This is a genomic window from Mucilaginibacter sp. HD30 (assembly GCF_054061755.1).
In genome coordinates this window covers 2,851,362-2,867,034 of record NZ_JBSSEO010000001.1, presented here as the reverse complement: position 1 = coordinate 2,867,034, position 15,673 = coordinate 2,851,362, and the positions used below count along the sequence as shown (strand labels likewise).

Genomic DNA, 15,673 nt, shown 5'->3' with positions numbered 1-15,673 from the left:
ACGCGTATTATTTCTTTTTTGAAGCAAAACAAAAACAAAACACAAATAGGCTTGTATTATACTCTATAATTAAACTTTGTAATATTAACAATAAAAAGCAACCCCTTTAGTGTATAAATAGCATTAAAATTATAATAATATAGCAACATCGCAATTTTTCAAATTGTTAGTCTAATGCATAATTATTAGTGAATCTTATACATATTAGGTTGAATTATTTTGTTTATTACTAATATCTGCCCTTTTGTTTTAAATTATAATATGTTTTTAAGTCTAATCTGGTCGTGTTCCAAAAAAAAGAGTAAATTTGGGAGATAAAGTTTTCGCACCTTATCACACTTTTAAAAGCATCTGCCAGATGTCGCCTGTATGGATAAACGTTTAATATGAAAAAAAAAATTTACATTGCCGGTGCGGGCGGAATGCTTGGTGAAGCATTTAACCGCATTTTTAAAGAAGATTATTTTATTAAATGCACCGATAAAGACGTAAACGAAGAATGGCTTAGCTTTTTAGATTTCCGTAATTTCGAAGCTTATAAAAAAGATGTTGAGGCATTTGCCCCGGATTATTTATTTCACCTGGGCGCCCACACAGATCTGGAATATTGTGAATTAAACCAGGACGACGCTTATCTTACCAATACTACCTGTGTAGAGAACGCGGTATTTATTGCCAATAAATTAGGCATCCCCCTATTTTACGTAAGCACTGCCGGAATATTTGACGGTACAAAAGATTTTTATGACGATTGGGACGAACCCAACCCGCTTGGCCATTACGCGCGTTCAAAATATATGGGCGAGCGCTATGTTCGTGAAAATGCCAAACGATATGTTATATGCCGCGCTGGCTGGATGATGGGTGGCGGCCCTGAAAAAGATAAAAAATTCATTAATAAAGTTATAAAGCAGCTGGTAAGCGGTAAGCGAGATCTGCATATTGTTAATGATAAAGACGGAACACCAACCTTTACAGTTGATTTTGCCAAAAACGTTAAGCTACTGCTTGAACGCGAATATTGGGGTTTATACAATATGGTTTGCGGAGGCGAAACCAGCAGGCTTGAAGTTGCCCGCGAACTGGTAAAAATATTAGGATTAAAAGATCAGGTAGCCTTTCATAATGTTTCCTCAAGTTTTTTCCAGGATATTTATTTTGCCCCAAGGCCGCCATCAGAAAGGCTGGTTAACAAAAAACTGGAACTACGTAATATAAATATTATGCGCGATTGGAAAGTTGCGTTAAATGAATATATAAGCGATTACTATTTAGCATATCTGAATGAGAATAATATCTATCCGGTAAAAGCTACTCCAGTTACTTTATAGTACAACCTTTATTGATGAGAATAGCAGCCTTTGGCTTCCGCTCTTTACCGCCCGCAAAAGGTGCGGCAGGTGCAGATAAATTCGCGCTTGAATTATTTCCCAGATTGGTTGCACGCGGCCATAGCGTTATAGCGTACAATCGCCGCTATGCTGATTCCTTTGTTGATGTTACAGAATACAAGGGTGTAAAAATAAAGACCTTTAAAACTATTAAAAAGGGCGGCTTTGATACCCTTTTGCATTCGTGCAAATGTACACTTGACATTATTTTTAACAACACTGCCGATATTGTACATATTCAAAACGGCGGTAACAGTATATGGGCACTACCGCTGCGCCTTTTTGGTAAAAAGGTTTTTATAAGCCAGGACGGTGTTGACTGGAAACGCGATAAGTGGCCCTGGTATGGCAAAATGTTTCTTAAGCTATCAAGTTTTATTACCGCGCACTGCCCCAACCAGGTAATATTTGATAACGTTATAGCCAGGAAACTTTTTGAAGAGAAATTTAAAAAGCAATACAAATTCATTCCCTTTGGCAGTGAGGTTGAGTACCCAACTGATAGCGAAAAAGTATTGCAAAAATTTAATCTGCAAAAAGGAGAGTATTATTTGTTTGTAGGTCGTTTCATTCCTGATAAGGGCCTGCACTATTTGATCCCGGCATTTAAAAATTCCGTATCACACAAAAAGCTGATTTTAATAGGTGGTTCGCCTAATCCGTCTGAGTATGAAAGCCGGATACTTAACATGAGTGATGAACAAATAATTTTTCCGGGCTTTGTTTATGGCGGAGATGTGAACGCGCTCATGGTGAACGCCTATTGTTACATTCAGCCTTCGGACGTGGAGGGACTTTCGCCCGTTGTATTAACAGTTATGGGTTTAAATGTTCCTTTAATAGTTAGTGACATAGAGGAAAATCAATACGCGGTACAAGATACCGCCCGCATGTTTAAAAAGGGAGATATACTATCGTTAACCGAAGAAATAAATTATTGCGAACGCCATTATCCCGAAATGTTGCAACTGGCTGAAAAAGCACAGCAACGGGCATTAAGCCAATTTAACTGGGAAAAGGTTGCCGATGAGCACGTAGAGGTGTTTATGAATTATTAGCCACCCGCTTAAAAATCTCAACCAAGCGCTCAGCTGTTTTACTCCACGAAAACACTTTTAACCGTTTCCGCCCCTTATCCACCATTGTATTGCGTAGTGTTTCATCATCCAGCACTTGTTTCATAGTTCTGAATATGTCGTCAGTATTAAACGGATCAAAACTTAAAACGGCATCGCCGCCTACTTCTGGCAAACAGGTATTGTTGGCTACAATAACAGGGACAGCATGACCGAACGCTTCAAGTACAGGAAGACCAAAACCTTCATTCACTGATGGGAAAACGTAAAGCAAGGCGTTTTTATAAAGAGCTTCCAAAAGGCTATCGCTCAGATAGCCCGTTAAAATAACATCCTTTTCAAGCTTATATTTTGCTATTACATCAACAATTTCGCGGTAGTTATTCTCTGTCTTACTTGCTGGTAAGGGCCCTGCCAATACCAATTTTATATTAGCATATCCACGCTCTTTTAGTTTTGCAAAGGCTGCTATCAGGGCAGGCAGGTTTTTCCGTTTAAAAAATGAACCCACGTGCAGGATGTATTCTTTTGGTTGGATGGGTAATCCTAAGGTGTTCAGGTCCTCTTGTTCCGGAGTTTCTGCTAAACTGCGCGCGCCCTCAAAAACTACTTCAAGTTTTTGCGCGGGTATGCCAGTAAATTTTTGCAATTGCTTTTTTGCGTGTTCAGTAGGGGTGATGATAACCGGCGACCGGTGGGCCGCGGGCAACGCTGTCTTTTTATATAACCACAACCATAATTTGCCATAATCTTGTGGTGTTTCAAAGAAAAATGCGTCGTGAAAAACGGGTACGGTTTGATATCCTAAATGAACCACTGGAACAAAATTATCGGTACAGAAAACTATATCGCAACGTTTACTGCGGGCTTTTAAAGGCAGTATTACTTGTTTCCATGCTTGATAACGCAAATGCTCCGTCCATTTAAGCAGTTTGTTGTTGCCGGTATAAATAGGTAATGTGGTATCTAAAAATTCAAACCTCAAAGTATTGCTTTGCATTTTCTCAAACTCGCGGCAAAGTTCAAGCAGATAGGTGCGCGTGCCGGTTTTGGCCACCTTCAGGTCGCGCACGTCAACACCTATAACAAGTGGCTTGTGCATTGGTTAAACCTCTCCGCGGGTTTTAATAACTTTTGCCGGTACGCCGGCCACTATTGAGTTAGACGGAACCGATTTTGTTACTACACTGCCCGCAGCAATAACGCAGCCATCGCCAATGGTAACACCGGCCAGTACGGTAATGCCCCCGCCTAACCAGCAATTATTGCCTATAACTGTTGGCTGCCGGGTAACTCCTTGTTCCTTTATAGTTAACGATGCATCGTTAAAATTGTGATTTTCTGAAAATATCTGAATGTTAGGGCCGGTTATTACATCGCTACCGATAGTAACCCCGCCTTGCCCGGCTATGAAAGCCCGTGCGCCTATTCCGGTGCGGTCGCCAATGGTTATTCCTGTTCCTTTTTGCGCAATTACGCCGGTGCAAAATAAAATAGCGTCTCGCGCTATAGAAACATTATCGCCCAATTTTATGCCACTAACTGATAACGCGTTTATACTCACATTATCATCTAATATCAAATTTTTGCCGGCAGAAAGCTGGTAAGCATGCTTTACTTTTACCTGGCACCCTAAAAAAACAAGGCCGCGTGAACGCTGTAAAAAAGGTTTAAGAAACAGGCCGCGCAATGCCTGGCAACCCCGCGTCCAGGTAATAATAAACAGGTCGCGCCCGCTGTAGGCGCTATCCCATTTATAGTCAGGGTCATTCTTTAACTTTTTTATAATCGTTTCAACCATTGCTTAGTTCTACTGTGTTTGTAGGCCTGGGTCGCATTATTATGCTGATCAATAAACCCGACAAAAACCAGTTTAAGTAGGAAATATAAGAAGATGATTCAACTTCTGACGTAAATAATGGAATTAAGAAACCAACTTTCATCAATAATACAGCCAGGCAAACTTGCCGTTCTTTACCTTCAAGGTAACGCAAGCCTTTAATTCCGGTACGTATAAACATGATGTATATACACAAATACAGCAACAATGCGACCACACCGGCTTGCACGCCTATAATGATAAATTGATTCTCGCCCCCTACGTTTTCGCCTAAGGTGCCCGCCACGCGACCCGAGGCCCCCAAGCCTAAACCCATGGGCTTTTGTATCATGGCGTTTATACCTGCCACCCACTCAACTACGTGGCCAACGCTTGATGGGTCGGTAAAGTCAACAGTGTTCATTAAAACCTGTATCAATGGGTTGTTGCGCCTGGTTGAATCACTGAATAAATAAGCTAAATAAGCTACTACGCACAGGCCCGCCACATGGAAAGTATGCGAGATAATTTTATGGTTGGTAACCAGTGCATACACGTAGATAATTAGAAAATAGGACGCAAGCGGCGCCCTTGATAAGGCAAAAATTATTGAAAGCAAGCTGGCACCCAATGCTGCCATACCCATACTTGTAGGCTTGAATTTGTTTTTTGCATTGGTATATAAAGCCAGTATTACAGACAATGCCAGCAAGGTTGCGGCGGCATGCTCAAGCGGGTTGGCGAAAAAAGAAGCAAACCGCCTGTGCCCGCTGTCTGATTCAAAAGTGGTGCTTAAACCAAACATCCCGGTGGGCTCAAAGTTGAAAAAATAATATACATATTCGGCATAGCCGGTAATGGTTTGTAAATGCTGGTTCAACGCCACCTCGCCCAATAACACAACGCCGGCAGCTATAGTGAGCAATATCAGGTAATTAAAATACTTACTAATAAATACACCTTGCGGATCCATTAGCCTACCGGTAAAATAAACTACAATGTAGAATGATATACTTTTTAAAGCCAACAGTTTTTGTATGAAAGTTTGCTCGCCTATGGGTAGCAGAGCATAGAGAAGTGTTAGCGCCAGGAAGGAAAAAATAGCATAGTCTATTAAGTGAAAACGGGGCCGGTATTTAAGGCTTACGATATTTAAAGCCAGCGTGCACAGTATCAATATTTCTTTAAAATACTGAAATACAGGTATAAATAGTTTGAGCCCAAGCGTGTACGTTACAGACATGGCTGTGGTGTACATAGATAGGCCCAGAATAATGAAGATCAATACACCATCCCGCCGCCCTTTCAGCACCTCTCTGAAAGCTACAATAAATGATGCGACAAAAATTAGCGTAAAAACAAACATGCTTTAGCGGCGGTTGATATTATCCAAGTCTACAGGCCAAATTAAGTTTTTTGGCGTAAAAAGCCCGTCTTTTAGCCCTTTTATTAAGTTGGATGCTTTCTCGTTCCGACTGCGAAGCTTAAAATAAACGTACAACGCGCCGTAGTATAACATGTTGCTAACAGCGTATACCGGCAAAAACGTTTTGTTGCCATATCTACGCAAAAACCATATATGATTGCGGCTGGTGTAGTAATGTATTACAGGGCTTAAATTGCCTTCGTTGTTTTTGGGTGATATTTTTGCCGATACACCTGCCTCATGATACATTTTAACCGATGGGAGGTAATGTAGTTCAAAGCCATCATCGCGTAAACGGTAGGACAGTTCTACATCCTCATAGTACAAAAAGAATTTATTGTTGAGCAATCCACTTATTTGCAAGGCACTGTTACGCAACAAAACGCAACAGCCTGTAACCCATTTTGCTTTTTTAAACGATGCAAGGTCATCAGGTGCAGGTGTTGTGGTATCAGACCGTACTAAGCCCGTCACGGGGTTAAAATCACCCTCGCCGTTCCATATTTTGCCTTTATCGTGCATCCAGTAAATAGCAGGTTGCACGGCAGCTGCCTGCATATGCCCGGCTAAATGCCGGCTAAGGGCGGTTATAATATCTTCATCAACAAGCGTATCAGTATTTATAAGCAGAGAGTAGATGTATCCGTGTGTTATACTATAGGCCAGCGCTTTGTTATTTCCTTCCGCAAATCCCAGGTTTTTTTGGTTGTCAATAAATATAACATCCGGAAACTGTGGCTGTAAAATGGATAAAGAGTTATCCGTAGAACCATTATCGGCAACAATTATATCAAAAACCTTTTCATCGCAATACTGCTTTAAAGACTTGATGCACGCCGCGGTGTATTCGGGAGTGTTCCAGTTCAATAAAATAACTGCTACAGGTTTATGCATTTTGCGTTTTTGTTTTTTTTATAACATACTCATACATAAGCCAGGCTGTGCCTTCTATAAATATCGTGAAAGCGGCAATGATATAAATATTGCCAGCATAAACTGATGCGAAGGCGGCGAACACTGCCACACCTGTAAGCACTATTGCTATGTTAAATATATTGCGTCTTTTCTGTTTCAGCAGCAGGTCAAGCATGCTAAAGACATTAAAAGATGATATGATTGGTACAAACGCCATTATGCGTAATATCAATATCGTATCCGGTTCATGGGTTTTTGTTAGTATAAATACAATCAGATCTGCCATAACAAAGATTGCTGCCGCTCCACCAAGCGCCACCAGCGCAAAAATGTTCTTCATTTTCTTCCTGAAAGCTGTCCACTGATCTTCGCTCAGCTTATAAATGGCAACTGCTTTTGGATATACCGCGTTTGAAACAATATTGAACGCGTTACGGCATTGGCCTATCACCCTGTTGCTAATGCTGTAAGCCCCGAGAAACGGTGAGTTGAAAAAACCGAGTGCAAAAATGATAACCGATTGCTGAAGGTTGGCCGAAATATTATTCAGCGTAAGCGAAAAATTGGCCTTGCTTATGGCTATCAGATCATTTGTAGAGGGAAGATAAAATTGTAGCTTAAAACGTTTGTGCAGATATAAAAACAAACCAGTATAGGTAATAACGTTTGCACTGCCTAAAACAAAATTTACCCATGCCGCATTATCTTCACCCTTTACAAAGAAAAAAATAGTTGCCACAGCAAAAAAGTTGCCTATCAGGTTAAGAATGTTAAATATTTTAACTTTTTCTACTCCAATAAAAAAACACAATGGATTAACAACTTCGGCCAGTGCAAGCGGGAGCGCAAACCATAAGTAATTATAATGATCCGGATCAAACCAGTAATAGGCTGATAGTGCTATGCAAAACAGCATAAATATAACAGCACGTATACCTAAGGCATTGTAAATAACAATACTCAAGCTTTCGGGTTCGTCAACGTGGTAAGCCGTGTCTCTAACGCCAGATTGCGTGGTGCCGTAGCTTATAACCGTACCGGCAAGCATCAAAAAAGTGTAAGCTACTGATACAAGCCCATAGGTCTCAATGCCGTAGCGACCGGTTATAATTCTTATAGTAATAATAAATAGCAATATGTTAGACCCCTGTATACTGCTCAAATTGAAAAAATTTGAAAGTATATTGGTTGACCGCAACTTACTATAATAATTATTTATGGTTGATCTCAAATAATGCCGGTTTTAACAGAACAAATTTAGTTTAATTTATACGTAATAAAGTTGGCCATAATCATATATAGCCATAGCTGTGCAAACATAAATATGATAATTTGGTTATATTGCGCAGGCAAAAGCATACTTATTTATGAATTATTTAAACCCGAATATAAAAGACATAAAACAGCTGGGTATTGATAAGCAAAAGGAGTATTTGAATGCGGAACCCTTCCCTAATATTGTAATAGACAATTTTTTTAACGAAGAGATATTGAGCCAGGTACTGGCTGATTTTCCTGATCTTTCAACCAAGCAGGATGTAAAAGCCTACGATAACCACAACGAGAAAAAACTGGAAGCTAAGGGCGAAAAATACTTCAGCGATGTTACCAAAGGCTTTGTCCATTTTTTAAACTCGCAGCCTGTGCTAGAGTTTTTGCAGCAACTTACCGGCATAAAAGAAACACTGTTACCTGATCCTTATTTGTTAGGAGGAGGCTACCATGAAATTAAGCCCGGCGGTTTGCTAAAGGTACATGCTGATTTTAATAAACACGAAATGACCTGGCTTGATCGCCGCATAAACCTGCTGGTATACCTTAACAAAGACTGGGAGGAAAACTATGGCGGCCATTTTGAACTTTGGGATAAAAGCATGACCAAATCCTACAAAAAAGTGCTGCCCATTTTTAACAGGATAGCTATTTTTTCAACCACTGATTTTTCATACCACGGGCACCCGGACGCCCTTAATTGCCCGCCAGACAGAAGCCGAAAATCAATAGCGTTGTATTACTATACCAACGGTAGGCCAAAAAGCGAAATTAGCGGAACGCCTCACGCAACCCTGTTTATGGGTAGAGCCGGGAAGGAAGATGATGTAGAACACGAGCCCGTATCTGCAAAGGATGTTATCCGGGAAATTACGCCGCCTGTATTATTTAAAGCAGTAAAAAGAATATTTAAAAAATGAGTAAGGTAGTAATATTTGGAGCATCAGGGCAATTAGGTACTTGTATAAAAAGTATTATCGGCAGCTACTCAGACAACTTCTATTTTCCTAATGAAGCCGAAGCTAACATATTAGATGTTGAAGCGCTTAATAAAGTTTTTTCAGCGCAAAAGCCAGATTATGTTATTAACTGCGCTGCCTACACCGCGGTAGATAAAGCAGAAGATGATAGTGAACTTTCTGAAAAAGTAAATGTAACGGGCGTGAAAAACCTGGCCGACCAATGCGCCAAGCTTGCTACTGTACTGGTCCATATATCAACCGATTTTGTTTTTAAAGGCGATTTGGCCCGACCGCTCACGGAATGGGATCCAACGCATCCCATCAGTGTTTATGGCCAAACAAAATTGAATGGTGAAAAGGCGGCAGCTCAAATAGAAAAGCATTTCATTATTCGCACGGGCTGGCTGTATTCTGAGCACGGCAATAACTTTGTTAAAACCATGCTTAAGTTAGGTGCAGAACGTGACGAGCTGCGCATTATTGCCGACCAGGTGGGAACGCCTACTTACGCTATTGATCTGGCAGGGTTTATTCTGCATATTATTGAACGGCAAAGCACTGCTTATGGTATTTATCATTACAGTAACGAAGGTGTAACATCATGGTTTGATTTTGCCAGGGCAATATTTGATCTATCAGCAACTCAGGTAAAGGCGACACCTATCCGTACAGACCAATACCCTACGCGTGCAACACGACCGAGTTACTCCGTAATGGATAAAAGTAAGGCAAAGGAAACATTTGCTATAGAAATTCCGTATTGGAGAGATAGTTTGATAAAATGCATCCAAAAACTCGCGTAAAAAATTAATCAGGCTTAAGGATTTAATGAGTTGTGCCATTTAGAGGGGTTGTTAACAATTCCTCTATTTTTTTACCCGTTACCTCTTCCGGCGCCATCCAGTGTATATCCTTGTCTTTTCTAAACCATGTTAACTGCCGTTTGGCAAAGCGGCGGGTGTTCTGTTTTATCAATTCAATTGCCGTATTCAGGTCGCTTTTACCATCAAAAACATCAAACAGCTCGCTGTAGCCAACGGTGTTTAATGCGTTTAAGTGCCGGTAGGGTAATAAGGCACGCGCCTCATCAACCAAGCCCTGTGCTACCATTGCATCCACACGGGTATTAATGCGGTTGTACAATACTTCGCGGGGTAGATCAAGCGCTATTTTAATACTTTTAAAGGGCCGCGTATTAGCTTTTGCCTTGCGATAGGATGAGAATGGCTGGCTGGTGCTGCGATACACCTCCAATGCGCGTATAACGCGTTGAGGGTTATTAATATCTACCTCGGCATAGTAAGCTGGGTCAACTGTTTTAAGTTCTTCCTGTAGCGGCGTTATTCCATTTAGGGCAAGGTCACTGTTCAGATGCTCGCGTATGCCTTCATCCGCTTGCGGAATATCATCAAAGCCCTCACACAGCGCCTTAATATACAAGCCCGATCCTCCAACCAGTATAACTGTATCGTGCTGTTTAAATAATTCGTCAAGCAGGGCTAAACCTTGCTTTTCAAAATCGCCTACAGAAAAAAGCTCATTTATACTGTGCGAATTAATGAAGTAATGCTTAGCAGCAGCCAGCTCCTCATCATGAGGCTTGGCCGTGCCTATAGACATTTCGCGATAGAACTGCCTTGAATCTGCCGAAAGTATAACCGTATTAAAATGCCGCGCCAACCGTATAGCAGCAGCCGTTTTACCGGATGCAGTTGGCCCTGCGATAACGATTAGGGTTTTTGTTAGTACATGGTCCATGGTCGATAGTCCATAGTTTTTTTGATCGGTATGGTCCATAGTCTTCTACATCAAATATTCACTATGGTCCATGGACTATGGTCTATCGACTAAAACTAATAATCATCCCTTGACGATTTGCTATCGTCTTCAAAGCCTTCATCGTCGGCAAACTCACTGCCAAACTCGTCTTCTTCCTCTTCGTCTGCGTGTTCGGCCGCAACTTCTTCGCCGCTTTCATCAACTTCGGTAAAGTCTTCTGCATCTTCGGGGTTCATGCCCACTTCATTGAAAAAGTCAAATTCGTCTGCATCCGTAGCGGCGGCGGCTGCCATAGCAGCGTCAGGGCCGGTAACAAACTGCCGCGGCGCTTCACCGGTTGATTTTATAACAGCCGGGTAAGTAACCTTAGGGTCCTCATCAAGGATGATTTTCATCAATTCGATATGAAAGTCAAAAGGACGATCAAAATTAAATGTATAGTAAAATTTTTGGTGCGGATCATCAATGCGGCTGCTCAGCTTCACCTTTTCCATGGTTGCCACACCGCGGTCAATCCGGCGCTGGTTAGGCAAATAGGTTATTTCCTCGCCCTTCATCCATTGGTCGTTGCTGATATAAAAAGATGATGGAAACTCTGCATTGTATTTGGTAGACTGATGAATTGCCCGGTGCAGATCCTCAAATGTTTGGTTTGATTTGATATCTATCACCCGCGATACATCGTCATAATCCTCAAAAGTTACGCTGAACCTGTATAGTGCCATTGTATAAGATAGTAGTATTTTTTTGCAAAAATAATGTTTTTAGTTAGTGTTTGTGTTTGCAGCAACTTTTAAGCCAATTTCTTCGCCTTTTTTTATTGTAAAGTTAATAACCTGCTCACGTTCGTTCGGAATTTCGCCTTCCAATATAGCTTCCCGTATCTGATTTTTAATTATACCTACTTCACGGCCCTCTTTAATGCCAAACAGTTCCATAATATCTGTACCGGTTACCGGGGGTTGCCAGTTGCGTATCTTATCGCGCTCCTCAACATCTTTTAATTTTTGCTGAACCAGCTCAAAATTGTTGCGGTACTTTTTAACCTTGTATTCGTTTTTGGTAGTTACGTCTGCTTTACACAACAGCATAAGCGCCTCAATGTCATCGCCTGCCTCAAAAAGTAAACGCCTAACTGCCGAGTCGGTTACAATAGACTGCGACAAAACAATGGGGCGCAGGTGCAGCTGCACCAGTTTTTGCACCAATTTCATTTTTTCGTTAAGCGGCAGTTTTAGCTGCGCAAAAATTTTAGGCACCATGCGGGCACCCTTGTCTTCGTGTCCATGGAACGTCCAGCCATGGCCGGCTTCAAAACGCTTGGTGGCAGGTTTGGCAATATCATGTAAAATAGCTGCCCACCTAAACCAAAGGTCGTTAGTGGTTTCGCATATGTTATCCAGCACCTGCAGGGTATGGTAAAAATTATCCTTATGGCCTTTTCCGTTAATGTAATCAACGCCATATAGCGCCACCATTTGCGGGAAAATTTTATGCAACAACCCGGTATCAAACAAATAGTTAAAACCGATGGATGGTTTTGGCGACAGGATGATCTTGTTCAACTCGTCAGTAACCCGCTCCTGCGAAACAATGCTGATACGGTCGATATTATTTTTTATAGCCTCAACAGCCAGGTCATCAATTTTAAAATTAAGCTGTGTGGCAAAACGGATGGCGCGCATCATCCGCAGCGGGTCATCGCTAAAGGTTTCAACCGGATTAAGCGGTGTGCGGATAAGCTTGTTTTCCAGATCGGCGATGCCATTGAAGGGATCTATCAAGTCGCCGAAGTTATCAGGATGCAGAGATATAGCCAGCGCATTGATAGTAAAATCACGGCGCAGCTGGTCGTCTTCTAACGTGCCGTTCTCAACAATTGGCTTGCGCGAATTGCTGCGGTAGCTCTCTTTGCGAGCGCCCACAAACTCCAGTTCAAGATCGTGATAGCGTAAGGAAGCTGTGCCGAAGTTTTTATATACGGCCAATTTTGCCTTTAAAGCTTTGGCAACCATTTCTGCATAATCTATACCGTTGCCTATAACCACCACATCGATATCCTTTGAGGGGCGGTTTAAAAAAATGTCGCGCACAAAGCCACCAATTGCATACACCTGCAGGTTTTGTTCGCCGGCAATTTTGCTTAATATTTTAAAAACGGGATGTTGGAGGTGTTTCTTCATGTATGCATCGCGGTGAAGCGAAGGGCAAAATTAAGGAAATTATTTGGAGCCCCCTCTGAATTTCCTCCGTTAGGGGACACTTGGTTTTTAAGCGATGATACATTAACAACTGGATCGCTGTCCGTCTCCAGACTTCGGACACAGTCATTCGTAGTCAGAGACTAACAGCGTGGTTTTTTTTCAGACAGTACTCAATTAACCAAATCATACTCCTTAACCAACGCCGAAGCAGGCAAACGCAATAATTCGCTAAACTTCCTTATCATAGTAAGCGACAGCGCTTGTTTGTAATTTAAAACTTTGCTTATCGTGCCTTTATCGCCATAAACGGCCGCAAGGTCGGCTGCTTTGTAGCCAAAGTCATCCATACGTATTTTTATCATTTCAACCGGATCAACTTCCGGCAGATCCCAAATGCTGTTTTCGTAATTACTGATCAAATGCACCAAGAGCAGCTTTTCTTTATGATCAGCTCCTGTTGTTGCATATTCAATCATTTCATACCGTGCAAGAGCTTTTTCATACTCTTGTTCGGTTTCTATTAAAAACCATTGTGGTTTTTCGTTCATATTTTTAGTATTTGTCCAGCTTATATGGAACTCGCATCAATATCGTCATATTCAGAATGGGTTCCAATGAACCTCACTTTTACAGTACCATCCAAATAATCTACTTCTATTATCAGGCGATATTTATTGCCTACAATTTTGAAGCGGGCCCGCTTGGCAGGAATAAGTTTTGCTTTCGGAAAGTCAGCTAAAATATCTGCTCCTTTTTCCCATTTTGCATCCAGCACAACTTTGTACCAGGTGCTTAAACTTTTAGCAGCATCCGCGTGTTTTATCGCAAAATCCCGCAATTTCTTTTGATAAATAATTACCATCGTAAGTTAATTTTTTGTTTTCCATTGGCGATCTCCTTACTTTTTACAACTTGTTAATTTCTAATTTTCTATGCCGCTCACCGAGATTTTCTCGGAATGATAGATCAAATATATAATAAGGTTGGCAAAAAACCAACTTTATTATAAAATAGTTACAAAATGATTAATAATCCTCTATTCCACTTGAATCCACATTCCAAAACTTACCCGTTTCTGTATTATCGGTAATGGCCTTATAAATACCATTAACAGATTGTTCAATGGTAGTAGGCGCTTTCTGCCCACCCATGCGGGTTTGCACCCAGCCGGGATGTAAGGCCGTTACACGGATGTTCCTTTTTTTCAACCGCTTACTCAGCATAACTACATACATATTCAATGCAGCTTTAGACATGCGATAGCCGGGAGCATCCGGCGCAGCCGCGCGCAGTAATGACATAATGGTGGAAAGAAAAATGATCTGCCCTCCATTTGTTACTTTATTTAATAACGCTTCTGTAAACAAGGCGGTGCCGGTAGTATTAGTGGCAAAGCTGGCATTGAGCGCCGCTGCCGTAGGTACTTCCGTATCAAAGTCTACTCCAACACCTGCATTGTTTATAAGGCAATCAATGCTGATGCCTGATTTATTTACATGCGCAGCAACCCCGGCAATACTTTCTTCATTACTTATATCGCCCTGTATAACTGTAAGGTTAGGATGCGAAAAGCCGGCTACCTCGCCAGACCGCGTTACTGCAATTACTGTTATTCCTTCGTTGATCAATTTTTTGTTAAGGTCAAGTCCTATACCGTTGCTGGCACCGGTTATAAGGGCGGTTTTTATGGAGCTGTTCATATTTTTATAGATAGATTGGGTGTAATACTGCAAAGCTAAATTATCCCGAAATGTTTGAAAAACCCGTTTCACAAAAAATGCAAATTTTATAAATATCCAACATGCTGATAAGTAGTTAATTATATCCGTTTTACAGCTAAACTCGCTGACGAATAAGTAGTTTCAATTTGTTTCTTTTTTGTATTGCATTGTGCTAAATATCAGGTTGTTATAATAATTTCCGTTTCATCCGTTCCGTTTATTTCATATATTATTTTGAAACACCTTGTTGTTACGCCTTACCCAGGGCCTGCGTCACATTTTCGTTACGGGAAGCGGATAGTGTTCGTTTACAATAAAAGAAAACACCGCTATCTGTATATTTATAACACCATTATAAACAATTGCTGCCTTTAGGCGGTATGTGTTATAACCATTTATAGATGATTTGTTAACAAAGCCCGCCTCTGTTAAGCAAAAAAATAACATGAACACACCCGAAACTGAGTCTATCCAAACCGCGCAAGGCGCAATGCTGCGCACCTTGATTGACAATTTGCCCGACATAATTTATGTTAAGGACCCGGATGGCCGTAAGATCATTGCCAATAGGGCCGATGTACGCTCGGTAGGGGCTGCGTCTGAAAGTGAGGTGCTTGGGAAAACCGATATTGAGTTGTACAAAGGCGACATTGGTGAACGCGGTTTTCATGATGATATGGAAGTTTTACGTACCGGCGAACCGCTGCTGGATATGGAAGAGTTTTTTTACGACGAGCATGGCGAAAAGCACTGGCTGTTAACATCAAAGGTGCCGGTACACGATAGCACTGGCGCCATTACGCATCTGCTGGGTATAGGCCATAACATAACAGCGCGTAAAAACACTGAAGAGTCATTGCAAGATGCCTATAGAAAGATCAAGGATACAAATGATACACTACGCGATCTGGCCTGGTCCAACTCGCACGAGATACGTAAGCCGCTATGCTCTATTTTTAGCCTGGTTGATCTGTTGAAGCAAACCATCAGTGAGGATGAACGCAGCGAATGCCTGAGAATGTTAGAACGTTGCGCACAAGAGTTGGACGATGTGATACATAAAAACAGCGAAAAAATGAACACGCTTGAGTTAGGCTAAGGCATATCT

The 15,673-nt window shown here is 41.4% G+C and carries 16 protein-coding genes; 5 read left to right on the top strand and 11 right to left on the bottom strand.

From position 1 onward, the window contains the following. Positions 1-386: 386 nt before the first annotated feature. Both ACVW2L_RS13750 and ACVW2L_RS13745 read left to right on the top strand, forming a co-directional pair. The gene (locus ACVW2L_RS13750; RefSeq protein WP_457128540.1) at positions 387-1,331 is read left to right on the top strand and encodes an SDR family oxidoreductase; all 945 of its coding nucleotides are present in this window, start codon (positions 387-389) and stop codon (positions 1,329-1,331) included. Positions 1,332-1,345: 14 nt separating this feature from the next. Then, entirely contained in the window at positions 1,346-2,449 is a 1,104-nt protein-coding gene (locus ACVW2L_RS13745) for a glycosyltransferase (RefSeq protein ID WP_457128539.1), read from the top strand. On the opposite strand, the gene ACVW2L_RS13740 is transcribed toward ACVW2L_RS13745, so the two are convergent. From ACVW2L_RS13740 to ACVW2L_RS13720, 5 genes are read right to left on the bottom strand one after another with little or no spacing between them, the layout of a single operon-like run. After that, a complete protein-coding gene (locus ACVW2L_RS13740; protein WP_457128538.1) occupies positions 2,436-3,569 on the bottom strand; it encodes a glycosyltransferase family 4 protein in 1,134 nt (377 codons plus the stop codon). The genes ACVW2L_RS13745 and ACVW2L_RS13740 overlap by 14 nt on opposite strands. 3 nt (positions 3,570-3,572) lie before the next feature. Next, positions 3,573-4,268, bottom strand: coding sequence for an acyltransferase (locus tag ACVW2L_RS13735; RefSeq protein WP_457128537.1), 696 nt, complete (start codon positions 4,266-4,268; stop codon positions 3,573-3,575). Next, positions 4,261-5,652 carry an O-antigen ligase family protein gene (locus tag ACVW2L_RS13730; RefSeq protein WP_457128536.1) on the bottom strand — a complete coding sequence of 464 codons (1,392 nt, stop codon included), beginning with the start codon at positions 5,650-5,652 and terminating at the stop codon, positions 4,261-4,263. The genes ACVW2L_RS13735 and ACVW2L_RS13730 overlap by 8 nt, the downstream gene beginning before the upstream one ends. A gap of 3 nt (positions 5,653-5,655) precedes the next feature. Next, positions 5,656-6,606, bottom strand: coding sequence for a glycosyltransferase family 2 protein (locus tag ACVW2L_RS13725; RefSeq protein WP_457128535.1), 951 nt, complete (start codon positions 6,604-6,606; stop codon positions 5,656-5,658). Then, positions 6,599-7,825, bottom strand: a complete 1,227-nt coding sequence (locus tag ACVW2L_RS13720; RefSeq protein WP_457130202.1) for an oligosaccharide flippase family protein — start codon at positions 7,823-7,825, stop codon at positions 6,599-6,601. The genes ACVW2L_RS13725 and ACVW2L_RS13720 overlap by 8 nt, the downstream gene beginning before the upstream one ends. Before the next feature lie 169 nt (positions 7,826-7,994). Here ACVW2L_RS13720 and ACVW2L_RS13715 point away from each other — a divergent pair, with 169 nt between their 5' ends. Together ACVW2L_RS13715 and rfbD are read left to right on the top strand one after the other, a co-directional pair. Next, positions 7,995-8,819: a 2OG-Fe(II) oxygenase gene (locus ACVW2L_RS13715; RefSeq protein ID WP_457128534.1), complete on the top strand. Its 825-nt coding sequence runs from the start codon at positions 7,995-7,997 to the stop codon at positions 8,817-8,819. Then, on the top strand, positions 8,816-9,664 hold the full coding sequence (gene rfbD, locus ACVW2L_RS13710) for a dTDP-4-dehydrorhamnose reductase (protein ID WP_457128533.1): 849 nt from the start codon (positions 8,816-8,818) through the stop codon (positions 9,662-9,664). The genes ACVW2L_RS13715 and rfbD overlap by 4 nt, the downstream gene beginning before the upstream one ends. Positions 9,665-9,686: 22 nt before the next feature. Here rfbD and miaA read toward each other — a convergent pair whose 3' ends face one another. The 6 genes from miaA to ACVW2L_RS13680 form a co-directional block, all read right to left on the bottom strand. After that, positions 9,687-10,658, bottom strand: a complete 972-nt coding sequence (gene miaA / locus ACVW2L_RS13705; protein ID WP_457128532.1) for a tRNA (adenosine(37)-N6)-dimethylallyltransferase MiaA — start codon at positions 10,656-10,658, stop codon at positions 9,687-9,689. 56 nt (positions 10,659-10,714) lie between these two features. After that, a complete protein-coding gene (locus ACVW2L_RS13700; RefSeq protein WP_457128531.1) occupies positions 10,715-11,365 on the bottom strand; it encodes an IS1096 element passenger TnpR family protein in 651 nt (216 codons plus the stop codon). A 39-nt stretch (positions 11,366-11,404) separates the two neighbouring features. Further along, a complete protein-coding gene (locus ACVW2L_RS13695; RefSeq protein WP_457128530.1) occupies positions 11,405-12,823 on the bottom strand; it encodes a CCA tRNA nucleotidyltransferase in 1,419 nt (472 codons plus the stop codon). A 191-nt stretch (positions 12,824-13,014) separates the two neighbouring features. After that, positions 13,015-13,392, bottom strand: a complete 378-nt coding sequence (locus ACVW2L_RS13690; RefSeq protein ID WP_457128529.1) for a helix-turn-helix domain-containing protein — start codon at positions 13,390-13,392, stop codon at positions 13,015-13,017. 20 nt (positions 13,393-13,412) lie between these two features. After that, on the bottom strand, positions 13,413-13,706 hold the full coding sequence (locus ACVW2L_RS13685; protein WP_457128528.1) for a type II toxin-antitoxin system HigB family toxin: 294 nt from the start codon (positions 13,704-13,706) through the stop codon (positions 13,413-13,415). A 163-nt stretch (positions 13,707-13,869) separates the two neighbouring features. Then, entirely contained in the window at positions 13,870-14,544 is a 675-nt protein-coding gene (locus ACVW2L_RS13680) for an SDR family NAD(P)-dependent oxidoreductase (RefSeq protein WP_457128527.1), read from the bottom strand. A gap of 466 nt (positions 14,545-15,010) precedes the next feature. On the opposite strand from ACVW2L_RS13680, the gene ACVW2L_RS13675 reads away from it, so the two are divergent. Further along, positions 15,011-15,664 carry a PAS domain-containing protein gene (locus ACVW2L_RS13675; protein WP_457128526.1) on the top strand — a complete coding sequence of 218 codons (654 nt, stop codon included), beginning with the start codon at positions 15,011-15,013 and terminating at the stop codon, positions 15,662-15,664. The last annotated feature ends 9 nt before the right edge of the window (positions 15,665-15,673 follow it).